Origin of the sequence: Amycolatopsis pretoriensis (assembly GCF_900107925.1) — a bacterium.
GTDB classification, from domain to species: Bacteria; Actinomycetota; Actinomycetes; order Mycobacteriales; family Pseudonocardiaceae; genus Amycolatopsis; species Amycolatopsis pretoriensis.
On sequence record NZ_FNUJ01000002.1, the window covers coordinates 1,179,456 to 1,202,245 of the forward strand.

Genomic DNA, 22,790 nt, shown 5'->3' on the forward strand with positions numbered 1-22,790 from the left:
ATGCATGAGACGCGCTGAAGGGCACCTTCGGCGCACGTGACGTACGGAAGGTGCCCTTCAGCTCGCGCTTTTCGTGCCACCCCGCAGCAGGAACGTGCAGGACCGCTGCCCTCCGCGCCCGGATACTCGCCCCCATGACCTCGTTCACCTACGCCGCCAACCCCGTCCGGGTGGTCTTCGGCCGCGGCACCCTCGGCGCCCTCGGGGACGAGGCCCGCCGCCTCGGGATGAGCCGCGTTCTCCTCGTCGGTACCCCTCGGCACGCCGACCGAGCCGCCGAAAACCTCGGCCACCTCCTCGCCGCCCGGTTCGAAGACCCCGCCATGCACACCCCCGTCGACGTCACCGAGCGCGCCCTCAAGGTCGTCGCCGAGCACGACGTCGATGGCGTGGTCGCCGTCGGCGGGGGCTCGGCCACCGGCCTCGCCAAGGTCATCGCCTTGCACACCGACTTGCCGCAGCTCATCGTCCCGACGACCTACGCCGGCTCCGAACTCACCGCCGTCCTCGGCCAGACCGCCGACGGCCGCAAAACCACCCGGAAGAACCCGAAAGTCCGGCCGGAAACCGTCCTCTACGACGTCGACCTCACGCTCGGCCTGCCCGTCCCCCTCTCGGCGGCCAGCGGGCTCAACGCCCTCGCCCACGCCGTCGAGGCCCGCTACGCCCCCGACGCCAACCCGATGACCGACCTGCTGGCGAACGAAGCCGTCGAGCTGCTCACCAGCGCCCTCCCCCGCATCGCCGACGATCCGTCCGATGTGGACGCCCGCACCGACGCCCTCCGCGGCGCCTACCTCGCCGGCACCTGCCTCGACGCCGTGCAGATGGGCCTGCACCACCGGCTCTGCCACCTCCTCGGCGGCAAGTTCGGCCTGCCCCACGCCGAAACGCACGCCGTCCTCCTCCCGTACGTCATGGCGCACCAGGGCCTCGCCGACGCCGGTGACGTCTTCGCGCTCACCGAAAGCCTCCCGATCCCGCACTCGCTGGCCGAGCTGGGCCTCACCGAAGCCGACATCGCCGACGAGCCGGAAGCCGACCTGCTCCGCGAGGCCCTCACCGGCGCCCGGCCCGCCACGCCGCCCAGCCTCAAGGCACTCACCAAGCAGGTCGTCGACAGCTTCGCCGCCGCGCCCGACCGCGTCCGCACCCTGCTCACCGACCTCGTCGAGACGTTGCACGCCTACGCCATCCGCACCGACCTCACCCAGGACGAGTGGGAATACGCCATCGGCTTCCTCACCCGCGCCGGGCACATCACCACCGACACGCGCCAGGAGTTCATCCTGCTGTCGGACACCCTCGGCCTGTCGAGCGTCGTGGACGTCCTGACCAACTCGCGCACACCGGACACGACCCCGTCGGCCGTGCTCGGACCGTTCTACGTGGACGGTCCGCCGGAGACCCCGCAGGGGGCGAACCTCGCCGAAGGCCTACCGGGAACTCCCTTGTGGACGGACATCACAGTCACGGACACCGACGACCAACCTGTCCCTGAGGCGATCGTCGACGTCTGGCAGTCCAATGAGGACGGTTTCTACGACGTCCAGCTGCCCGATGTGGACGGTCCGGTGCTGCGCGCCCGCTTCCGCACCGACGAGAACGGCCGGCTGCGGTTCCGGACCATCGTCCCGAGCGCCTACCCGATCCCCGCCGACGGTCCCGTCGGGCAGCTGCTCGACGCCGTCGGCCGGCACCCCTATCGCGCGCCGCACGTGCACTTCATGATCGCCAAGCCCGGCTACCGGACGCTGATCACCCAGCTGTTCGTCGCCGGCGGCGACTACCTCGACTCCGACACCGTCTTCGGCGTCAAGGACGGCCTGATCGCCGACTTCTCCGACCAGCGCCTCGAGTTCACCTTCCGCATCTCAGGGAGCAGCGAATGACCTACGACACCGACGTCATCGTGGTCGGCAGCGGCCCGGCCGGCGGCTCCGCGGCCCTGCTGCTCGCCACCTACGGCGTACCCACCGTGCTGGCCACCAAGTACGGCTGGACGGCCAACACGCCCCGCGCGCACATCACCAACCAGCGCACCATGGAGGTGCTGCGCGACCTCGGCGTCGAAGACAAGGCCCTCGCCGTCGGCACCCCGCCGGAGCTGATGGGCGACACCGTCCTGTGCACGTCGCTGACCGGGCCCGAGATCGGCCGCATCGCGAGCTGGGGCACCGGCGACTCCTCGGCGGCCGAATACGCCGCCGCGAGCCCGTGCCACATGATCGACCTCCCGCAGACCTACCTCGAGCCGATCCTGGCGAGCGAAGCCGCCGCGCGCGGCGCGAAACTGCGGCTGGACACCGAGTTCCTCGACTTCACCCAGGACGACGACGGCGTCACCGCCCGGTTCCGCGACCGCGTCCGCGGCGACGAGTTCACGTTGCGCGCCAAGTACCTCGTCGGCGCGGACGGCGCACGCAGCCGCGTCGCCGAGCAGGCCGGCCTGCCGATCGCCGGGCAGACCGGCAAGGCGGGCAGCATGAACATCACGTTCACCGCCGACCTCGCGCCGTACGTGGCCCACCGCCCGAGCGTCCTCTACTGGGTGATGCGGCCGGGCGCGCACCTCGGCGGTATCGGGATGGGTCTGGTCCGGATGGTCCGGCCGTGGAACGAGTGGCTGCTGACCTGGGGTTACGACATCGAGCAGGCGCCGCCGGAAGTCGACGTCGAAGAGGCGACCCGGCTGGTGCGCGACCTCGTCGGCGACCCGGACCTTGACGTCGAGATCACCTCGACGTCGCTGTGGACGGTCAACCACAACTACGCGACCGAGTACCGCCGCGGCCGGGTGTTCTGCGCCGGCGACGCCGTGCACCGGCACCCGCCGTCCAACGGGCTCGGCTCGAACACCTCGATCCAGGACTCCTACAACCTCGCGTGGAAGCTCGCGATGGTGCTGCGCGGCGAAGCGGGCGAAGGGCTGCTCGACAGCTACACCGCCGAACGGGCGCCGGTCGGCAAGCAGATCGTCGACCGCGCGAACCTGAGCCGCGACCAGTTCGGGCCGATCTTCGCCGCGCTGGGCATCACCGGCGACACCGACGCCGACGGCATCACGGCCGGGCTCGAAACCTGCCTGGCGCCGACGGCCGAGGGTGCGCGAAAACGGCGTGAGCTGGAGCGGGCGATCGAGCTCAAGCACTACGAGTTCAACGCCCACGGCGTCGAAATGGACCAGCGGTACGCCTCGGCCGCGGTGCTGCCCGACGGGGTCGTCGCCGGAGCGGACCGCGACCCCGAGCTGTTCCACCGGCCGAGCACCGAGCCGGGCGCGAAGCTGCCGCACGCGTGGCTGGTCGGGCCGCACGGCCGCCGGGTGTCCACTTTGGACCTCCTCGGCGGCGGCCGCTGGACGGTGCTGACCGGGCTGACCGGCACGGCGTGGCGCGACGCGGCGGCCAAAGTGGGCGCCGAACTGGGGCTCGACCTGCGCGCGGTGCGCGTCGGCGACCCGGAAGGCCGCGACGCGTACGGCGACTGGTCGCGCCTCAGCGGCATCGACGAGGACGGCTGCCTGCTGGTCCGCCCGGACGGCTACGTCGCCTGGCGCCACCGCACGGCATCGCCCGAAGCGGCGAAGTCACTGCTCACGGCGTTGCGGACGCTGCTCGACCGGCGCTAATCAGGGCGTGGTGACCTGGGTGCAGGTGACCGGGACCTTCGGGGGTCCGCTGCCGTCGCCGATGCCGGGCTTCGCCGGGTCGATGCCGCCGCGGGCGACGTCGTCCAGGACGCCGAGGCCGGCGTCGTCGATGCTGCCGAACACCGTGTACTCCGGCGAGATCCGCGTGTCGCCGAAGACGAGGAAGAACTGGGAGCCACCCGAGTCGGGCTCGGCCGACTTCGCCATCGCGAGGATCCCGCGGCCGTACGTCAGCTCGGGGAACACCTCGTCGCGGATCGTGTAGCCGGGGCCGCCGGTGCCGTCGCCGACCGGGTCGCCGCACTGGAGCATCTGCAGCCCGGATGTCACGGACAGCCGGTGGCAGGACGTGCCGTCGTAGAACCCCTGCTTCACCAGGCTCAGGAAGTTGACGACGGTGCACGGGGCGAGCGCGCGGTCGAGCGTGAGGCCGATGGCGCCGGCGCTCGTCGCGAGCCGCACGGGGACGGTGCCGGACGACGGCGCCGGACCATCGGGCGGCGGCGCGACCTTCTTCGGCGCGGGCGAGGCCGGATCCGGGGTGAAGGCGCAGGTCACCGGGTCGGCGAGGGGCTTCGGCCGCTGCGGCATCCGGGCCCGGCCGTTGCTGGGCAGCGTGTACGCGGCGCTCGGGGCGGTGGTGGTCGTCGAGGGCGGCGAAGGCGGGGGCCCGGTCCCGATCGCGCTCTTGACGTCGTCGTCGCGCAGGAACCCGGGATAACCCCACGCCAGGAAGGCGAGCGCCATGACGACGACGACCACGACCGAGCCGCTGATCAGCACGACGGCGGCGGGCGAGGTCTTCTTCGGCGGCACCGGCGGCTGCCACCGCGGGTACTGGAATCCCTGCTGGTGGGGCTGCTGCGGGTAGTGCGGGGCGCCGCCGTACCCCGGACCCGGCGGCGGTGCCCCGTTCGGGCCGTCGCCGCCCGGCCGATCCCCCGGCTCGCTCATCCGCGCTCCCCTCGTCAGCCGCCCATTGTGCCGCGCGGGCCCGCTCGCCGTGAGGGAATCCGGAAAGGAGGGTCATCGGGGCACGCGGAAGGGTGCGCTCACCACCTCACGGCAGCCCCCACGGCGTGCTCGCCCCGCCGGGCGCGACCGGCCGCACCGCGAAGTCCGGCCGATCCCCCTTCCGAAACACGAAGGCGTCCTCGCCCCGCCCCAGTTCGACCTGGACGTCCCCGTTGGCCAACCGGCGCCAGCGCCTCGACCGACCCCGCGCGTCCGTCACCGCCAGCTCGCCCTCGATGCCCGGCCGCAGGACGCACGGCGCGCCCGCCTCGCTGTGCACCTTCAGCCAGCGCGTCTTCCCCGCCGCCCGGGAGGCGCTGAGCAGGAACGCCCCCTCGGTGCGGAAGTCGCGCAGCGCGATGTCGCCCCAGGCCGCCGGTACCGCCGGGAACAGGCGGACCACCCCGCCCCAGCTCTGGACCAGCATGTCCTGCATCGACTTCGCCGCCGACAGCGGTGTCTCGATGACAGGCCCGGACTCCTTGTACATCGTGTTCGGCTGGATGAACCGCTGCTGCAGCTCGCCCAGGTAGAACGCCGCCTGCTCGCCGCGCAGCATCTGCGCCGAGATCGACGCCGCCCCGGTGAACGTGTAGCCCTGCAGCGCGCCTTCGAAGCCGACCCAGTGGTTCAGCGACGTCTCGATGATCTGCCGGTGCTCCGGCTGCTCCCACGTGACGTCGTAGAGCGGGTAGATCTGCAGCAGGTGCGAGTAGTGGCGGTGCGACTTCGCGAACGGCACCCCGGCGCCGATCATGTACCCGTTGACGTCGGCGGGGTAGTCCACCAAGGTCGCCAGGACGTTTCGCCAGCGGGGTGCCAGCGGGTCGCCGGGTGCGTTCTGCAGCAGCGTCTTGCAACCCCAGCGGATCAGCGAAAGGTCGTAGTTGCAGTCGGGCGCGTTGACGCCGTACTCGGGTGAGAACGTCGGCGGCAGGTGGAGCTTGCCGTCCGGGCCCGGGGCGAGGAAGTGCAGGTAGTAGTTGACCGCCTTGCGCAGCAACGGAACCAAGGTGTTCCGGAGCAGCGATCGATCCATGGTGTGCCGATAGGACAGCCACACGTTGTGCAGCGCCCACGTCAGGTTGCCGACCTCCGGCGTCGGCGTGTCCCGCCCGGGGATGCCGACCGGGAACCCGCTGGTGGCGTTCGAGACGCCGTTGAGCAGCGTCATGTCGGTCGTGCGCGGGATGCCCGCCGAATCACTTTGGTACGGCGACGCCACCTGGCCGGTCAGGTTGCCCCGGTACTTGTCGAGCGCGCAGCTGACGGCGTCCAGTTCCAGGTGGTTCGAGCCGTGGATCAGCCAGTATTCGAGCTGGACGTTGAGGTTCCACCACGTCGCCGGCCACGGCGTGTTCTCCAGCCACGGCCCCGACGTCGCCATCACCGGGGCCTCGCGCCGGGCCGCCGACGCGACCTTGTACAGCTGGATCCAGTAGAAGCCCTGCAGCCGGGTGTCCGGAATGGACACGAAACTGCGCCGGTAGTAGTCGTGCCACCAACGGCGGTGATCTTGCGTGAGCGCCGAGAAAGCCGGTGCCCGGCGGACCGTCGAGAGCGCCCGCGCCACCGCAGTCTTCGCCGGGTGCGACCACGCCACCGACGTGTACAGCGTGCGCGCGCCACCGCGGGTGACCTCGCGCCACGCCGTCACGTGCTCGCCGCCGGCCAGCAGCGGCTGGACGGCCAGCCGCGCGTCGCCGCTGCCGCTCAGCCGCACCGGCGGGTTTGCGGTGTAGCCGTCCGGCGGCGGTTTGTTCCACACGGGATCGGCGCGCGGGCTGACCGCGACCGCCGGGTGGAAAACCCACTGGAACCCGCGTTCCCCCTCGCTGGGCCGGATTTCGACAGCGAGCAGCGACTGTCCGGTGTGGACGATCGCACGGAGGCTCAGGCTGCCCGCGGCCGTGGTGATCGTGCCGGTCAGCTCGGCGTTCCACAGGTCCATCCGCCAGTCGATCGCGGTGATCGCGCCGACCGGTTCCAGGGTGAAGTACCCGATCGGCAGCCGCGCCAGGCCGAACAGCGAGCCGAACTCGGGCCGGTGGTCCTGCACCTGGCTGTGCTGGACGTTGAAGCGGATCGCGTTGCGCCCCGGTTCGGCGTAGATTCCGGAGCCGAGGAAACCGTTGCCCAGGAACGGTCCCTCGTACCAGGTCTTCGGCATTCGCCGCCAGTGCAGGTCGGCGGTGCCGAGGAACCCGGCCCAGCCGAAGTCGTCGCCACCGGGCTCGGCGGCGAACGCGGGCGTGATACCGGCCGCGCCGGCGGCGATCCCGGCGAGCGCGCCACCGAGCACGGTCCTGCGGGTGATGTCCATCCGACCTCCTCGTCGAAAGCGGAACTCAGCTCGGCAGACCCCACGCCGGAGCGAGGCCGAGGGCGGGAACGTCCCGCGGTGCGCAGTCCGGCCGCCCGCCGCGCGGGGTGACGACGGCGGTGCCGCCGCGGCGCAGCCCGATCGCGATCCGCCCGGGTCCGGCCGGGCGCCACGGCAGGCGGCGGCCGTGCTCGTCGCGGACGTCGACGTCACCGGTGACGCCGTGCTGGAGGACCAGCGGCTCGCCGGCTTCGCTGTGCACGCGGACGAACTCCGTGCGGCCGTCGCGCCGGGAGGCGTCCACGAGGAACGCGCCTTCCGCGCGCAGCCCGGCGATCGAGGCGTCGCGCCAGGTCGCCGAGACCGACGGGAAGATCTTGAGCACACCACCGGAACCCTGCATCAGCATGTCCACAACGGACTGAGCGGCGGTGATCGGGCTCTCGATGGCGAAGTTGGATCCCTCGCGGTACATGGTGTTCGCCGTCAGCTCGGTGTCGGCGACGACGTTGCGGTCGAGGAAGAACTTCAGGTAGCGCAACGCTTCCTCGGGCGCGTCCATCACGGACTTCATCGAGGACGCGGCCGCGTAGCTGTAGCCGTGCCAAGCGGACTGGTCGGCGGCCCAGTGGTCGAACGTCCGGGTCATGACGTCGCGGTCCGCCGGCCGGTCCCAGACCCGCTCCCGTAGCGGGTAGAGCCACAGCAGGTGGGAGAAGTGCCGGTGCGACGCGGCGAGCGGGACGCCGTCGCCGATGAGCACGCCGTTCACCGGATCTTCGTGGTAGGGCACGAGTTTCGTGCCGATCTCCTGCCAGATCGGCACGCGCGGTTCGTCGAGGCGCAGGATCCGCGCGGTGTCGACGAGCGTCCGGGCGGCCCACCGGATCAGCGACAGGTCGTACGTGCAGTCGGGTGCGTCGGCGTACTCCGGCGAGCGGGTCAGCGGCAGGTGGAGCAAGCCGTCCGGGCCGGTGACCAGGAAGTGGCGGTAGAAGTTGAGCGCCTTGGCCAGCGTCGGGTAGAGGACGTCGCGCAGCACGCGCCGGTCGAGGTGGTGGCGGTAGGCGAGCCAGACGTTGTGCAGGCCCCACAACAGGTTTCCGGTCTGGTCGGTCTTGGACGTCGTGCCGGGGACGCCGACCGAGCGTGTGCCGCCGGGCCGCAGCCGCCAGTCCCCCGGGTGCGAGAGCGCGTAGGTGTCGCCGTCGCGGTAGGCGGGCGGCACGGACGTCTCGAGGTTCGCGTGGTCGCGCCGGAACGTTTCGGTGACGGCGTCGAGTTCGGGGTGGTTGCTGCTGTTCACGATCGGGTAGGTGACCTGGACGTTGAGGTTCCACCAGACCGCGGTCCAGCTGTTGCCGACCTCGGGGAACCACGGTCCCCACTCGGACACGACCGGCCCGTCCGCGCGCGTGGCGGCGGCGATCTTGTACAGCTGGATCCAGTAGAACCGCTGGACCTGCTTGTCCGGCACCGAAACGAAGCTGCGGCGGTGGTAGTCGTTCCACCAGCGGCGGTGCCGGGCCAGCAGCGCGTCCGGGTTGGCGGCAAGCGCTTTCTCGACGCTCTCGAGGGCGTCCGCGGTGTGCGTCGTGCCGGGGAAGCTGTAGGCGACGGTCGCGGCGAGCAACCGTCGCGACCCGATCGAGCGTTCCCGCCACGCGGTCGTGTACCCGCCGCCGGCGAGCATCGGCTGCGCGCAGTACCCGTCGGCGACCTCGGGGGCGGGGTTGGCGACGTACTCGGGCGGCTTGCGGACGGTCCGGGTGGTCGCCGACTCCAGCGGCTGGAACGCCCACGCGGCGCTCTTTTCACCGGCGCTGGGGGTCATCGAGAAGAGCAGCACGCCGAGGTCGTTGTGCACGACGGCGGAGAACGCGACCGAGCCGCGGGTGGTGGTGATGGTGCCGCCGAGCTCGGCGTTGTAGAGGTCGAGCGTCCAGTCTACGGCGGTGACCGCGCCGGCGAAGGCGAGCGTGAGGTAGCCGATCGGCAGGCGGGACAGGCCGATGCCGGCTTCCCACTGGATGCGCTGGTCCTGCACCTGGGTGTGGCTCAGCATGACCTTGAGGGTTTCGGGGGTCCGGCCGGCGTAGACCTGGGCGCCGAAGTAGCCGTTGGCGAGGAAGGGACCTTCCTGCCAGTTCTCGGGCAGCCGCTGCCAGACCATGCGCGCATCGGCGGCGACCTCCCGGTGCGGGTTCCCGGGGTGTCCGATTGCGGGCGGGGCGGCCCGGGCCCAGAGCCCCCCGAACGCGGCGGCCCCCACCGCGACCGATGCCGAGCGAAGCACCGTACGCCGCGACACTGCATCCATGAAGCGTCCTCCGAATTCATACTACGTTTCGGCGAGATCATGCGGCGGCGTGCGGCCATACTCGCAGAGGGGGCGCCGAAACACCAGGAGGATTCACCCGGAAAGCGGCAGAGACATCCGATGTCTCGGGTTCGAGTACCGCAAGCGGCTCAGGCGCCGGGCAGCGGGGGGAGCGCCGGCGTCCACAGCCAGCGCTCGAAGAACGCGTCCAACGACCGGGCCGCGTACGCCTCGGCCATCGCCACGAACTGCTCCGTGGTCACCAGCCCGTGCCGGTGATCCCCCGTCCACGCCTTCAGCAACGCGAAGAACGCCGGGTCCCCGATCTCCGCCCGCAGCGCGTGCAGCGTCAACCCGCCGCGCTTGTACACGCGCTCGTCGAACATCCTCGCCACGCCCGGGTCCGCGATCCGGACGTCCGCCGGCTTGGCCTTGATGCGCGTGTGCCAGCTGCGGGCCAATGCCGAAGCCGGCTGGCCGCCCGACTCCTCCGACCACAGCCACTCCGCGTACGTCGCGAAGCCCTCGTTCAGCCAGATGTGCCGCCAATCCGCCACCGTCAGGCTGTTGCCGAACCACTGGTGGGCCAGCTCGTGCACCACCAGCCGCTCGTACGTGCGGCGGCCGTCGACGTGGTTGGCGCCGAAGATCGCCATGCCCTGGGCCTCGATCGGGTCGTCGAGGTCGTCGTCGGTGACGACGATGACGTACTCGTCGAACGGGTACGGCCCGAACAGCCGCTGCAGCATCTCGATCATCCGGCCCTGCCGCCCGAAGTCGCGCTCGAACGCGCGGCGCAGCCGCGGCGGCACGGCCGCCCGCTGCGGCACCGTCTGCAGGACCGAATCGACGTGCCCGCGGCCGAAGCCGAGCGTGAACCGGCGCGTGCCGACTCCGGTGTGCGGGAACCAGCCGCGGCCGGTCAGCTCCAGTTCGTCGTAGCGCCCGAGCTGGACGCTCATCAGGTACGTCGCCGTCGGCTCGGGCCGCTCGAACACCCACCGCGTGGTGCTGCCGCCGATCACCCGCTCGACCAGGTTGCCGGTGATCGCGACCAGGTACGACGACGCGGTCGTCAGGGTCACCCGGTAGGACGCCTTGTCCGCCGGGTGGTCGTTGCACGGGAACCACGACGGCGCCCCGACAGGCTGGCTCGCCACCAGCGCGCCGTCGGTCAGCTCGTCCCAGCCGACGTCGCCCCAGCGGCTGCGCACCGGACGCGGGTTGCCGACGTAGTGCACCTCGATGAGGAACACGGCCCCCGAGGCGATCGACTTGGCCGGCCGGACGTGCAGCTTCGCGCCGCGCTTGAGGTACTTCGCGGGCTTGCCGTCGACCAGCACGCGGTTGATCCGGAACTCGCCGAAGTCCAGGCTGACGCGGGAAAGCGCCTGCGTCGCCTCGGCGGTGAGCACCGCCGACGCCGAGAGCCGGTTCGGCCCGACCTTGTAGTCGAGGTTCAGCTCGTAGTGCCGGACGCGGTAGCCGCCGTTGCCGTGGGCGGGCAGGTAGGGGTCACCGGAAGTATCCGCGCCGGGTGCCGGAGCCTTCGAAATCACCCGTGCCGAACCTTTCCTCGTGCCGACGTACCAAACCAGGCTCGCACGCCACGGGTGAGTCCGGCGAGCCAGGCAGGTACTTCGTGACCTTCTACTTACCCGTCCACGCGGAGATGGGGTTGCCGAGCCAGCGCGTGTCGGCCGGCACCTCGTCGCCGCGGGTCACCAGCGAGCCCGGGCCGACCGTGGTGCGCGCGCCGATGCCGGCGCCCGGCAGCACGATGCCGTGCGGGCCGAGCGTCGCGCCTTCGCCGAGTGCGACCCGCGACATGCTCATGATCCGGTCGTGGAACAGGTGCGTCTGGACGACGCAGCCGCGGTTGATCGTCGCGCCGTCGCCCAGCTCGACGAGGTCGGCCTCGGGCAGCCAGTACGTCTCCAGCCAGACGCCGCGGCCGATCTTGACGCCCATCGTGCGCAGCCACGCCGACAGCAGCGGGGTGCCGCCGACCGAGCCGATCAGCCACGGCACGGCCAGGGCCTCGACGAAGGTGTCGGCCAGCTCGTTGCGCCAGACGAACGAGCTCCACAGCGGGTGGTCGATCTCGCGGAATTTGCCGACCAGCAGCCACTTCATCGCGGTCGCGGTCAGCGCCGCGACGATCCCGGCGGCGAGCAGGGCGGGCCCGGCGAGCACCAAGGCGACGCCGAAGCCGAACGCGGAAGCGACCCACAGCAGGCCGAAGGCGACCGAGACGGTCAGCGCGACCCCGCACATGACCGGGATGATCCGGCACAGCTCGACCAGCGCCCGCGCCGCCTTGAGGTGCAGCGCCGGGGTGTAGGTGCGGCTGGTGTCGGCCTCGCCGATCGCGCGACGCACGGGCAGCGGCGGCATCCCGAGGTACGACGAGCCCTTCTTCGCCTTCAACGGCGTCGAGGACAGCACACCCACGAGTCCGCGCTTCGGCACCGACCGGCCGGGCGCGGTCATCCCCGAGTTGCCGAGGAAGGCCTGCTTGCCGATCCGGGCCGGGGCGACGTGCAGCCAGCCGTGGCCGAGCTCGTAGGTGGCGACCATCGTGTCGTCGGCGAGGAACGCGCCGCTGTCGACCTTGGTCATCTTCGGCAGCGCCAGGACCGTCGACGCCTCGACGTTGCGGCCCACCTTCGCGCCGAGCAGCCGCAGCCACACCGGCGTGAACAGGCTGGCGTACAACGGGAACAGGCCTTCGCGGGCCATGTTCATCAGCCGTTCGGTGGCCCAGACCTGCCAGGCGATGCGGCCGTGCACCGGGTGGTAGCCCTCGACCATGCCGATGCTCAAGCACCGGACGCCGACCAGCACGAGCAGCATGTACGCCAGGAAGTACGCGGCTGTCGCGGCCGGGACGAAGACCAGCGCGCGGGTGAACGCGTCGAGCAGCGTCGGGGCGCCCGCGATCGCGTAGCCGAGCACGGCGACCCCGGCCAGCGCGGCCACCCCGGGCAGGAAGCCGAGCGCCAGGGAGGTCGCGCCGTAGACGGCGGCCCAGAAGTGCGACCGCGGCGGGCGGCTCGACGGCCACTTCAGCGCGTCACGCTCGTCCTTGGCGACGCGGGCGGCGGGCGATCCGGCCCAGCGCTGCCCGGCCGGGACGGCACCGCGGACGGTCGAGCCGGCCGCGATCTCCGCGCCCTTGCCGACGCGGACGCCCGGGAACAGGGTGCTGCGCGCGCCGATGCGGGCTTCCGCGCCGACGCGGACCTTGCCGATGTGCACGACGTCGCCGTCGACCCAGTGGCCGGTCAGGTCGACCTCGGGCTCGATCGCGGCGCCGCGGCCCAGCTTGAGGAAGCCGGTGACCGGCGGCGGCGAGTGCAGGTCGACGTCCTTGCCGATCCGCGCGCCGAGTGCCTTCGCGTACGTCGTCATCCAGGACGCGCCGGCGACGCTGTCCGCGCCGGAGAACTCGGCGAGCTTCTCGGCTGTCCACAGTCGCAAGTGGACACTGCCGCCGCGCGGGTAGGTGCCGGGGCGGACGCCGGAGAGCAGCACGCGCGCGCCGCCCGCGGCGATCGCGATGCGGCCCGCCGGGCTGAACAGCACCACCCAGGCCAGGCCGATCCAGGCCCAGCCCAGCGTCGGCGCCCAGGCGAACCCGAGCAGGGCCAGGACGTTCGACAGCGCGGCGGCGAGCGTCGCCCAGCGCAGCCCGACCAGGCCCATCAGCGGAACCGTCAGCAGCGTCTGGACGACGCCCGCGCGGCGCGGGGTCGGCGCGATGTCGCGGCGCTCGGTGGCCTGCCCGTCGAGCGCGTCCAGCATCGCGGCCAGCGCGCCCAGCTTCGGGTGGGCGTAGATGTCGGCGACCGACACCTGCGGGTGCCGGGTGCGGATGCGCGCGACCACCTGCGCGGCGGTCAGGCTGCCACCGCCGTGGGTGAAGAAGTCGGACTTCGGGTCGTCGACCGACACGCCGAGGATCTCGGCCCAGCCTTCGGCGAGCCACGTCTCGGTCGGCGACAGCCCGGCGGCGTCCACAGTGGACAACGGCCACGGCAGGGCGGTGCGGTCGACCTTGCCGGACGTGCGGGTCGGCAGGTCGTCGACGACGGCCAGCAGCGGCACCAGCGCGGCGGGCAGGTGCTCGCGCAGCCGGGTCGCGGCTTCGTCGTGGTCGAAGCTCTCCCCCGTGGGCACGACGTACCCGACGAGGACCTGGTTGCCGGCCTTCGTGCGGCGGATCGCGGCGGCCGCGCCCTGCACACCCGGCAGAGCCTGCAGCGCGGCGTCGACCTCGCCCAGCTCGATGCGGCGGCCGCCGAGCTTGACCTGCTCGTCGAGGCGGCCGAGGAACAGCAGGCCCTCTTCTTCGGCGCGGACCATGTCGCCCGAGCGGTAGGCGCGCTGCCAGCCCAGCGACGGCAGGGCCGCGAACTTCTCGGCGTCCTTCTGCTCGTCGAGGTAGCGGGCCAGGCCGACGCCGCCGATGACCAGCTCGCCGGTGTCACCCATCGCGACCGGCTCGCCCTCGTCGTTGACGACGGCGAGCTGCCAGCCGGCCAGCGGCAGGCCGATCCGGACCGGGCCCTCGCCGGTCAGCTGCGCGGCGCAGGCGACGACGGTGGCCTCGGTGGGACCGTAGGTGTTCCAGACTTCGCGGCCTTCGACGGCGACGCGCTCGGCCAGCTCCGGCGGGCACGCTTCGCCGCCGAAGATGAGCAGCCGGACGTCTTCGAGGGCGTCGGCGGGCCACAGCGCGGCCAGCGTCGGCACGGTCGAGACGACGGTGATCCGCTGCGCGACCAGCCACGGGCCCAGGTCGACGCCGGTACGGACCAGCGCGCGCGGCGCCGGGACCAGGCAGGCGCCGTGGCGCCAGGCCAGCCACATCTCTTCGCAGGATGCGTCGAAGGCCACGCTCAGGCCGGCCAGGACGCGGTCGCCGGGACCGATCGGCTCGTCGGTGAGGAAGAGCTCGGCCTCGGCGTCGACGAACGCGGCGGCACTCGCGTGGGTGACCGCGACGCCCTTGGGCTTGCCGGTCGAGCCGGAGGTGAAGATGATCCAGGCGTCGTCGGCGGGGCCGGGAACGCCGTCACGACCACCCGGGGTCGAGTGGACCTCGATCTTGCCGTCGGTGGCGACCGCCGCGACCTGCGCCTCTTCGAAGACCAGCTCGGCGCGCTCGTCCGGGTCGTCCGCGTCGACCGGCACGTAGGCGGCGCCGACGGACAGGGTGGCGAGGATCGCGACGTACAGCTCGGCGGTGCCGGAGGAGATCCGGATGCCGACGCGGTCGCCGAGGCCGACGCCGTACCCGCGCAGGCGGCGGCCGTAGGCGTCGATCTCCTCGAGCAGCCGGCGGTAGGTCAGGACGGTGGTGCCGTCGTCGATCGCGGCGGCGGTCGGGTACCGCTCGGCGGTCTCGGCGACGATGTCGAGCAGGGTGCGCTCACTGGCGCCGAGGCCGGACCAGAACAGCGCCCGGTCGGCGACCGGGGCGAGCGTCACCTCGGCGGCGGGTCCCGTGGGTTCGATCGTGACGGTCATCGGCCGTTCTCCTGGAGGAGAACGAAGACGTGCAGGGACGGACTATGGGCGCGCAAGCCCATCACTCACCTTCCGCGAGCCTCACCGGGCTTGCTCTCCTGAATGAGGCGCCCGCAACGACCTTCCACCATACTCGCTGGTGAAGGAAATATATCTTCCCGGTCACGACGGAGTGTCGGACCTCACGATCACCGCCCTGACCAGCGTGATCCAGGTCGCAATTGACGGATCACGCTGGCCGCCACGTCAGGAAATCACCGCGTGCGCGCGGCTTTTCCGCCGACCTTCGGTTTCGCCTTCTTTTCGCGAACCCGCACATTCACCCGAACGGGGCTGCCCGCGAAACCGAACTGTTCGCGGAACTTGCGCTCGATGAACCGGCGGTAGCCCGCCTCGAGGAAACCGGTGGTGAACAGCACCAGCGTCGGCGGCCGGATGCCGGCCTGCGTCGCGAACAGCACCTTCGGCTGCTTGCCGCCGCGCACCGGCGGCGGGGTGGCCGCGATGAGGTCGGACAGCCACGCGTTGAGCTGGCCGGTCGGCACCCGCTGGTCCCACGACGCCAGCGCCGTCCGCAGCGCCGGGGCGATCTTGCGCACCGAGCGGCCGGTCAGCGCCGAGACATTGACCTTCTCCGCCCACGGCACGCGGACCAGGCCGCGCTCCAGCTCGCGGACCATCGCGTGCCGGCGGTCCTCGTCGACGAGGTCCCACTTGTTGAACGCGAGCACGCAGGCGCGGCCGGCCTCGACGACCATGGTCAGCACCCGCAGGTCCTGCTCCGAGATCGGCTCGGCCGCGTCGAGCAGCACGATCGCGACCTCGGCCGCGTCGATCGCGGTCTTGGTGCGCAGCGAGGCGTAGTACTCGGCGCCGGCGGCGAAGTTCACGCGCTTGCGCAGGCCGGCGGTGTCGACGAACCGCCAGGTCTCGCCGTCCAGCTCGACCAGCGAGTCGACCGGGTCGACGGTGGTGCCGGCGACCGAGTCGACGACCGAGCGCTCCTCGCCGGAGAGCTTGTTCAGCAGGCTCGACTTGCCGACGTTCGGCTTGCCGACCAGCGCGACGCGGCGCGGGCCGGTGGAGACGCCGCCGCCCTCGCGCGGGGCCTCGGGCAGGGCCTTGAGGATGGCGTCGAGCAGGTCGCCGGAGCTGCGGCCGTGCAGCGCGCTGACCGGGTGCGGCTCGCCGAGGCCGAGCGACCACAGCGACGCGGTGTCGGCGAGCAGCCGGTCGTCGTCGACCTTGTTCGCGGCCAGCAGCACCGGCTTCTTCGAGCGGCGCAGGACCTTCGAGACGGCCTCGTCGGTGGCGGTGGCGCCGACGGTCGCGTCGATCACCAGCAGCACGGCGTCCGCGGTCTGCATGGCCAGCTCGGCCTGCGCGGCGACCGAGGCCTGCAGCCCGGTCGCGTCCGGCTCCCAGCCCCCGGTGTCGACCAGGGTGAACTTGCGCCCGCCCCAGTAGGCGTCGTAGGCGACGCGGTCGCGGGTCACGCCCGGCACGTCCTGCACGACGGCTTCGCGGCGGCCGAGGATGCGGTTGACCAGCGTCGACTTGCCCACGTTGGGGCGGCCGACGACGGCGAGCACCGGCTGCCCGAGGGCGGCCTCCTCGGCCGCTTCCGCCGCCTCGATCTGCGCGTCGAGCGCGGCGAACTCGGTCTCGTCGGACCAGGTGCCGTCGATCTCGCCGACGCTGTCTAGCTCCGCCGACGCACTCTTTCCCGCGGAGGCGGAATCATACACTGCCATCAGAACCCAATTTCCCTTATGGCGAGCCGAATCCGTTTTCGGAACGCCAATCGTCCAAAGTCTTCACGAGCGCCGCGAGCTCACCGCGGAGCTCTTCGGTGCCCTGGTCGAGCCCGGTCTTCCCGGGACCGACCTTCGGCGTGAACGGCTCGCCCACGAGGATGTCCACCCGTGGCCGGAACCGCCGCTTGCCGTCGGCCGGCTTGCGCGTGCCCCGCGTCGCGACCGGGAGCACGGTCGCGCCGGAGGCCCGGACGAGCCAGGCAGCGCCGCGTTCGGCCGCGCCGACGTCGCCGGCCCCGCGGGTCCCCTCGGGGAAGATGCCCACGACGCCGCCGTCCTTCAGCACGCCGACCGCGGTCAGCAGCGGCTTGCGGTCGATCTCGCCGCGCTTGAGCGGGATCTGCCCGATCGCCAGGAAGAACTTCCCGACGATCCCGGTGAACATCTCCGCCTTGACCAGGAACGCCGAACGCCGGGGAAGCATTCCGAAGATCAGCTGCGGTTCGATCATGGAGCTGTGGTTGGCGATCACCAGCACCGGCCCGGTGGCGGGCATGCGCTCGCGACCGTGCACCCGGATGCGGAAGGCCGACCGCAGATGGTACCGGGCGAAAATCCGCCCGGCGTCGTGGAGTGCGCCGACGGATCCCGCGGGGAGTCCGTCAGCGCTCATCGAACGACTTCTTCTTTGCAACCCGCCAGCAGCCCGCGGTGGCTGGCCAGCTCGCTGAGGGCGACGATCACCTGGTCGATCGACAGCTCCGAGGTGTCGACGTGCACGGCGTCGTCGGCCGCGCGCAGCGGCGAGGCGGTGCGGGTCGAGTCGAGGTGGTCACGGCGTTCGACGCTCGCGAGCGCGTCGGCGACCGACGACTTCCGGCCGGCGGCGGTGTCCTGGGTGCTGCGGCGCGACGCGCGGACGTCGGCGGAGGCGGTGAGGAAGACCTTCAGCGGCGAATCCGGCGTGACGACCGTGCCGATGTCCCGGCCCTCGACGACGATCCCGCCGCGGTGCCCGACGACGTCGTCGATGATCTGCCGCTGCCGGGCGACCAGCAGCTCGCGCACGTGCGGCACGGCGGAGACGGGCGAGACGGCCTTGGTGACCTCGGGCCCGCGGATGTCGGCGGCGACGTCCTCGCCGGCCAGCCGGATCTCGGGCCGGTCGGGGCTGGTGCCGATCGCGAAGTCGGCGTTGTCGGCGAGCCGGGCGACGGCGTCCGCGTCGGCCGGGTCGACCCCGGCCCGCAGCACGGCGAGGGTGACCATCCGGTACATGGCGCCGGTGTCGAGGTAGCCGGCCCCGAGCCGCTGGGCGAGCTTGCGGGCGACGGTGGTCTTCCCGGTCCCCGACGGGCCGTCCAGCGCGACCACACCTCGTAGGGCTCCCGTCACCGGCACTCTCCTCGCGTTCTCGTCATGGCTGGGCCGCCTCCCATTCTGCCGGTCGGGCCGCGGGGGAGATCAGTCGCCCCGCGCGCCGAAGCGCTCCACCACGAGGGCGAGGCGCTCGCCGCGGTGGACCGGGGACAGCCGATGGCCCCGGTCCAGCATCACCAGCCCGTGCAGCGTGCTCCAGAACACCTCGGTCAACGCGCCCGCGTTCCGCTCGTCCGCCGTCGGCTGGATGACCGCGAAGAGCTCCTCGAAGCACGCCTTCATCACGTCCGGGGTGTCGTCCTGGGCGAACCTCAGTTCCGACGCGTGCGTGAACATCGCGTCGTAGAGGCCCGGTTTCACCTCGGCGAAGGCCACGTACGCCTCCGCCACCCCGCCGAGGCCGCCGGGGCGGGCCGCCACCAGCGTCGCCGCCAGCTCGGCGAAGCCCTCCAGCGCGGCCGCCGCCATGATCGCTTCTTTGCCGCCGGGGAAGTGGCTGTAGAGCACCGGCTGGCTGTACTCGATCAGCGCCGCCAGCCGCCGGGTCGTGACGGCGTCCCAGCCCTCCGCCTCGGCCAGCTCCCGGGCCGCGGTGACGATCCGCTGCCCGCGCTCGGTCCGGTCGCGCACACGCCGCTGTCGCTGGGTCATACGTCACATGCTAGCACTGCTAGACAAACTAGCGCCGCTAGATTAGCGTTGCTAGAAATCCTAGCGATGCTAGAAAACTGGAGGGAACACCATGATCGTCGCCGGTTACGTCCTCGTCGGGCTCGTCTCGCTCGGCATCATCTACGTCGGCCTCAACTACCTCTTCGCGCCGGCCAAGACCGCCGCAGGGTTCGGCTTCACCGAGGTCCCCGAGAACGCCGAGAGCTTCCTCAACGTCAAGGGCGGCCGGGACATCGGCGCCGGCCTGGTGCCCCTGGCCCTGATGGTCTACGGCGACCCGAAAGCGCTGGGCTGGGCCTTCCTCGTCGCGGCGGTCTGGCCCCTCTTCGACATGCTGATCATCCTGCGTCACGGCGGGAAGAAGGTCGTCGCGTACAGCGTCCACGGCTTGACCTCCCTCGTGATGGTCATCGCGGCCGGCCTGCTCCTGCTCGGCTGAACGTCGCGAATCGGACACGTGGGTTACGGTGGTTGGGTGAACGTCGAAGTAACTCCCCTGCCCGGCATCGGGGTCCGCAAGGACTTCAGCACCCGTACCGGCCGCCGCATCGGCGTCGTGTCTCAGCGGGACGGGCACACCGAGCTCATCGTGTCGAAGTCGGACGACCCGGACGCCTGCGCCGCCTCGATCCCGCTGACCGCGGACGAGGCGGGCACGCTGGCCAACCTCCTCGGCGCGCCGCAGCTGGTCGCGCAGCTCACCGAGGAGCACCAGGACCTGCCCGGCATCAGCACCAAGCAGCTGCCGATCAAGCCCTCCAGCCCGTTCGACGGGCGGACGCTCGGCGACACGGCGATGCGCACGCGCACCGGCGTCTCGGTGGTCGCGGTGGCGCGGGCCGGCCAGGTGCACCCGTCGCCGACGCCCGACTTCGCGCTCACCGGCGGCGATCTGCTGGTCACGGTCGGCACGAGCGAGGGGCTCGAAGCCGCTCTCAAGATCTTGAAGTACGGCTGATCCCACGATGGACCACACCGCGCTGTCCCTGATCGAACTGGGGGCGGTCTTCTTCGTGCTGGGCGCGCTCGGGCGCCTGGCGGGCAAGATCGGCCTCTCCCCCATCCCGCTCTACCTGCTCGGCGGCCTCTGCTTCGGCTCCGGCGGGCTGATCCCGCTGACCGACATCGGCGGCTTCACGCACCTGGCCAGCGAAATCGGCGTCGTGCTGCTGCTGTTGCTGCTGGGCCTGGAGTACTCCGCGGCCGAGCTGTTCACCGGCCTGCGCCGGTCCTGGACGGCGGGCCTGCTCGACATCGTCCTCAACGCCGCCCCCGGCGCGGCGGTCGCGCTGCTGCTGGGCTGGGGCCCGGTCGGCGCGATGGTGATGGCGGGCGTCACGTACATCTCGTCGTCCGGGATCGTCGCGAAGGTCCTCGGCGACCTGGGCCGGCTCGGCAACCGCGAGACGCCGGTGGTGCTGTCGATCCTCGTGTTCGAGGACCTGGTGATGGCGCTCTACCTGCCGATCCTGACCGCGGTCCTCGGCGGGGTGTCATTCCTGGGCGGCATGGAAGCCGTCGGGATCTCGCTGCTGGTGATCACGGTGGTGCTGGTGATCGCGCTGAAGTTCGGCCGCTACGTCTCGGCGGCGGTCGACAGCCCCGACCGCGAGGTGTTCCTGCTCAAGGTCCTCGGCGCGGCCCTGCTGGTGGCGGGCGTGGCGTCGGCGATGCAGGTGTCGGCGGCGGTCGGCGCGTTCCTGCTCGGCATCGCGATCTCGGGGTCGACGGCGGAGAACGCGACGCACCTGCTCGAGCCGTTGCGGGACTTGTTCGCGGCGGTGTTCTTCGTGGTCTTCGGCCTCAACACGAACCCGGCGTCGATCCCGCCGGTGCTGGGCTGGGCGGTGGTGCTGGCGGTGGTGACGACCCTGACGAAGGTCGGCACGGGCTGGTGGGCGGCGCGCCGGCAGGGCATCGGGAAGATGGGCCGCGCCCGCGCGGGGGCGGCGCTGGTGGCCCGGGGTGAGTTCTCGATCGTGATCGCGGGGCTGGCGGTGACGGCGGACGCGGTGGACGGCGAACTGGCGGCCCTGGCGACGGCGTACGTGTTGCTGATGGCGATCCTCGGCCCGACGGCGGCCCGGGTCGTCGAGCCGATCGTCCGTGCCCTGCAACGGAAAACGGCCACGAAGACGGCTCCCGCCGAGGCGAACTAGCGCAGGTCCCCAGCGCCCCAATGTGGCCTTGGTTGCGTCTCACGCACCCAATGTGGCCTTCGGTGCGTCAGACGCACCGAAGGCCACATTGGGGCGCTTGGGGCTAGCGCAGGTCGGCCCGGCCCGCCGACGGCACGTGGTCACCGCCGACGGCGGTCGGGTGGGTGGTCGCCGCCGGGATGACCCCTGACAGCGGGACCGAGGCCGATGTCCGCGCCAGGTCCAGCGTCACCCGGCCCGGCTGGGCCGGTCCGCGGATGAAGCTGCCGTCCGTGCCGCCGATGATCAGCGCCAGCGCGTGCCCCTTCGGGACGACGTGGTCGGTCGACGCCAGCCGGAACGTCATCGTGTACGCCGCTCCCGGGGTCAGCGGCCGCTCCTGCGACAGCGACGCGTAGTTCGCCAGGTCCGCCCACCCACGGCTGAGGATCGTGTAGTTCACCTTCTTCACGTCCGCCGACGCGATCCGGTAGCAAGCGTCGTCGCCCGACGTCGACGAGCCCCAGCAGTTCTCCGCCGTGCTCGTCTTGATGCCCTCGCCGCTGCCCGCGAAGTTGCGGATCGTCGCCGCGCCCAAGTCCACCAGCAGCGCCGACACCCGGGCCGACGACGTGCTCGGCGCCGCCGTCACGGTCACCGACGTCGTGCCGGAAACCTGCAGGTCCGAGGCCAGCGTCCCGGTCGAGTACGTCAACGCCGCGCTGCCCGGGTTCGTCACCCAGGTGTCCTCGCCCAGGTTCGGGTTGTCGGTGAAGGACGCCGTGCCGGACGCCGGAGAGGTGCCGAGCGTGCCACCCACATGAGGCCGCAACGTCGTCGCCACCGCGTTCGCCGCCGGGTACGCGCTTTGGTCGACCCACTGGTCCGGCTGCCGCTCGACGCTGGCCCGCGGCCCGTTCTGGACGCCGTTGTCGATGCCGAGCAGGTAGTGGTCGAACCACCGGTGCAGCAGGTCGACCCAGTCCGCGCGCCGGTAGTCGAACGGGTCGACGTGCCCGGTCTGCGACAGCCAGATCTTCTTCTCGACGTTCAGCCCGGCCCACCACTGTCCGAAGTGGATGGTCTTGACGTTGAGGTCGTTGACGCCGTGGGAAAGCAGCACGCTCGCCTTCACGTTGCCCGCGTGCGTGACGTAGTCGCGGTCCGCCCACAGCGGCCCGTAGTCGCCGTTGGCCGTCGCGCCCTGCCGGAGGACCTGGTTCTGCGCCGCGCAGTTCTGGCCGCTGTTGCGCGCCTCGACGGTCTGCGCCAGCCCGTCCGGGTTGAAGCCGAACGTCGCGCCGTCGGAACGGTAGTAGTCGTACCAGGAGCTGATCGCCGAAATCGGCACGATCGTCTTCAGCCCGGCGACGCCGGTCGCCGCGACGCCGTTGGCGATCGTGCCGTCGTAGGACTTGCCGATCATGCCGACGTTCCCGGTGCTCCAGCTCGCCGGCACCGCGCTGCCGCCGGTCTTGGCGCTGTAGCCGGTCGCGCGGCCGTTCAGCCAGTCGACGACCTTGCGCGCCGAGTCGACGTCCGAGGTGCCGCCGACGTCCGCGCAGCCGGCCGAACGGTTCGTCCCGGCCAGGTCGACGAGCACCACGGCGTACCCGCGCGGCACGAAGTAGTTGTCGTAGAACAGCGGGAACTTCACCGGCTTCCCGGCGCTGTCGTAGGACTTCAGCTCGCTCTCGTTGCCGCGCCCGCAGCACGAGTAGTACGGGCTCGCGTCCATGATCACCGGCACCCGCGAAGTGGTTTCGCCCGGCCGGACGATGTCGGCGGCGACGCGGTCGGAGCGGCCGTCGCCGTCCCCGTCGTGGCCGATGTCGACCCAGACGGTTTCGCGGATCGCTTTCGCGTAGTCGTAGACCGGTTCGCTCGCCGCGGGAGCCGCGGCCGCCGGGGCCACCGCACCGGACAGGAGCACCGCCAGGACCCCGCACACCACCCCGAGTCGCATGCCCGTCACGCTAGCGAGCCGGCGAGGTCGCCC

Annotated in this window: 15 protein-coding genes; 5 read left to right on the plus strand and 10 right to left on the minus strand. The window is 71.7% G+C overall.

The annotated features are described in order from the left end of the window. Positions 1 to 134: 134 nt before the first annotated feature. The gene (locus BLV96_RS12195) at positions 135 to 1,892 is read left to right on the plus strand and encodes a maleylacetate reductase and hydroxyquinol 1,2-dioxygenase domain-containing protein (protein WP_086675647.1); all 1,758 of its coding nucleotides are present in this window, start codon (positions 135 to 137) and stop codon (positions 1,890 to 1,892) included. Further along, positions 1,889 to 3,631, plus strand: coding sequence for an FAD-dependent monooxygenase (locus BLV96_RS12200; protein ID WP_086675648.1), 1,743 nt, complete (start codon positions 1,889 to 1,891; stop codon positions 3,629 to 3,631). The genes BLV96_RS12195 and BLV96_RS12200 overlap by 4 nt, the downstream gene beginning before the upstream one ends. On the opposite strand, the gene BLV96_RS12205 is transcribed toward BLV96_RS12200, so the two are convergent. The 9 genes from BLV96_RS12205 to BLV96_RS12245 form a co-directional block, all read right to left on the minus strand. Next, positions 3,632 to 4,606, minus strand: a complete 975-nt coding sequence (locus BLV96_RS12205) for a peptidylprolyl isomerase (RefSeq protein WP_086675649.1) — start codon at positions 4,604 to 4,606, stop codon at positions 3,632 to 3,634. Between the two features lie 106 nt (positions 4,607 to 4,712). Further along, the gene (locus tag BLV96_RS12210) at positions 4,713 to 6,989 is read right to left on the minus strand and encodes a glycosyl hydrolase family 95 catalytic domain-containing protein (protein WP_086675650.1); all 2,277 of its coding nucleotides are present in this window, start codon (positions 6,987 to 6,989) and stop codon (positions 4,713 to 4,715) included. Positions 6,990 to 7,014: 25 nt separating this feature from the next. Continuing rightward, positions 7,015 to 9,309: a glycosyl hydrolase family 95 catalytic domain-containing protein gene (locus BLV96_RS12215; protein ID WP_086675651.1), complete on the minus strand. Its 2,295-nt coding sequence runs from the start codon at positions 9,307 to 9,309 to the stop codon at positions 7,015 to 7,017. Between the two features lie 149 nt (positions 9,310 to 9,458). Continuing rightward, positions 9,459 to 10,868, minus strand: a complete 1,410-nt coding sequence (locus BLV96_RS12220; protein WP_091389076.1) for a M1 family metallopeptidase — start codon at positions 10,866 to 10,868, stop codon at positions 9,459 to 9,461. Between the two features lie 91 nt (positions 10,869 to 10,959). Next, positions 10,960 to 14,844 carry a Pls/PosA family non-ribosomal peptide synthetase gene (locus BLV96_RS12225; RefSeq protein WP_086677108.1) on the minus strand — a complete coding sequence of 1,295 codons (3,885 nt, stop codon included), beginning with the start codon at positions 14,842 to 14,844 and terminating at the stop codon, positions 10,960 to 10,962. Positions 14,845 to 15,098: 254 nt separating this feature from the next. After that, complete coding sequence (gene der / locus BLV96_RS12230) at positions 15,099 to 16,598, minus strand: ribosome biogenesis GTPase Der (RefSeq protein WP_086677107.1); 1,500 nt, start codon at positions 16,596 to 16,598, stop codon at positions 15,099 to 15,101. Between the two features lie 16 nt (positions 16,599 to 16,614). After that, the gene (locus BLV96_RS12235; protein WP_208608206.1) at positions 16,615 to 17,274 is read right to left on the minus strand and encodes a lysophospholipid acyltransferase family protein; all 660 of its coding nucleotides are present in this window, start codon (positions 17,272 to 17,274) and stop codon (positions 16,615 to 16,617) included. Then, positions 17,271 to 17,975 (minus strand): (d)CMP kinase, encoded by a 705-nt coding sequence (gene cmk / locus BLV96_RS12240; RefSeq protein WP_086677106.1) that lies wholly within the window; start codon positions 17,973 to 17,975, stop codon positions 17,271 to 17,273. The genes BLV96_RS12235 and cmk overlap by 4 nt, the downstream gene beginning before the upstream one ends. Before the next feature lie 90 nt (positions 17,976 to 18,065). After that, the gene (locus BLV96_RS12245) at positions 18,066 to 18,611 is read right to left on the minus strand and encodes a TetR/AcrR family transcriptional regulator (protein ID WP_086677105.1); all 546 of its coding nucleotides are present in this window, start codon (positions 18,609 to 18,611) and stop codon (positions 18,066 to 18,068) included. Positions 18,612 to 18,723: 112 nt separating this feature from the next. On the opposite strand from BLV96_RS12245, the gene BLV96_RS12250 reads away from it, so the two are divergent. From BLV96_RS12250 to BLV96_RS12260, 3 genes are read left to right on the plus strand one after another with little or no spacing between them, the layout of a single operon-like run. Further along, positions 18,724 to 19,092: a DUF4267 domain-containing protein gene (locus BLV96_RS12250; RefSeq protein WP_086677104.1), complete on the plus strand. Its 369-nt coding sequence runs from the start codon at positions 18,724 to 18,726 to the stop codon at positions 19,090 to 19,092. 36 nt (positions 19,093 to 19,128) lie between these two features. After that, entirely contained in the window at positions 19,129 to 19,611 is a 483-nt protein-coding gene (locus BLV96_RS12255) for a cation:proton antiporter regulatory subunit (protein WP_167379582.1), read from the plus strand. A 7-nt stretch (positions 19,612 to 19,618) separates the two neighbouring features. Then, positions 19,619 to 20,812 carry a cation:proton antiporter gene (locus BLV96_RS12260; RefSeq protein ID WP_086677102.1) on the plus strand — a complete coding sequence of 398 codons (1,194 nt, stop codon included), beginning with the start codon at positions 19,619 to 19,621 and terminating at the stop codon, positions 20,810 to 20,812. Between the two features lie 103 nt (positions 20,813 to 20,915). Here BLV96_RS12260 and BLV96_RS12265 read toward each other — a convergent pair whose 3' ends face one another. Continuing rightward, positions 20,916 to 22,757: a Xaa-Pro dipeptidyl-peptidase gene (locus tag BLV96_RS12265; RefSeq protein WP_244180180.1), complete on the minus strand. Its 1,842-nt coding sequence runs from the start codon at positions 22,755 to 22,757 to the stop codon at positions 20,916 to 20,918. Between the last annotated feature and the right edge of the window lie 33 nt (positions 22,758 to 22,790).

Coding starts and splice junctions, on each gene's coding strand:
- BLV96_RS12195 (WP_086675647.1), top strand. CDS start 135: ATGACCTCGTTCACCTACGCCGCCAACCCCGTCCGGGTGGTCTTCGGC.
- BLV96_RS12200 (WP_086675648.1), top strand. CDS start 1,889: ATGACCTACGACACCGACGTCATCGTGGTCGGCAGCGGCCCGGCCGGC.
- BLV96_RS12205 (WP_086675649.1), bottom strand. CDS start 4,606: ATGAGCGAGCCGGGGGATCGGCCGGGCGGCGACGGCCCGAACGGGGCA.
- BLV96_RS12210 (WP_086675650.1), bottom strand. CDS start 6,989: ATGGACATCACCCGCAGGACCGTGCTCGGTGGCGCGCTCGCCGGGATC.
- BLV96_RS12215 (WP_086675651.1), bottom strand. CDS start 9,309: ATGGATGCAGTGTCGCGGCGTACGGTGCTTCGCTCGGCATCGGTCGCG.
- BLV96_RS12225 (WP_086677108.1), bottom strand. CDS start 14,844: ATGACCGTCACGATCGAACCCACGGGACCCGCCGCCGAGGTGACGCTC.
- der (WP_086677107.1), bottom strand. CDS start 16,598: ATGGCAGTGTATGATTCCGCCTCCGCGGGAAAGAGTGCGTCGGCGGAG.
- BLV96_RS12235 (WP_208608206.1), bottom strand. CDS start 17,274: ATGAGCGCTGACGGACTCCCCGCGGGATCCGTCGGCGCACTCCACGAC.
- BLV96_RS12250 (WP_086677104.1), top strand. CDS start 18,724: ATGATCGTCGCCGGTTACGTCCTCGTCGGGCTCGTCTCGCTCGGCATC.
- BLV96_RS12260 (WP_086677102.1), top strand. CDS start 19,619: ATGGACCACACCGCGCTGTCCCTGATCGAACTGGGGGCGGTCTTCTTC.
- BLV96_RS12265 (WP_244180180.1), bottom strand. CDS start 22,757: ATGCGACTCGGGGTGGTGTGCGGGGTCCTGGCGGTGCTCCTGTCCGGT.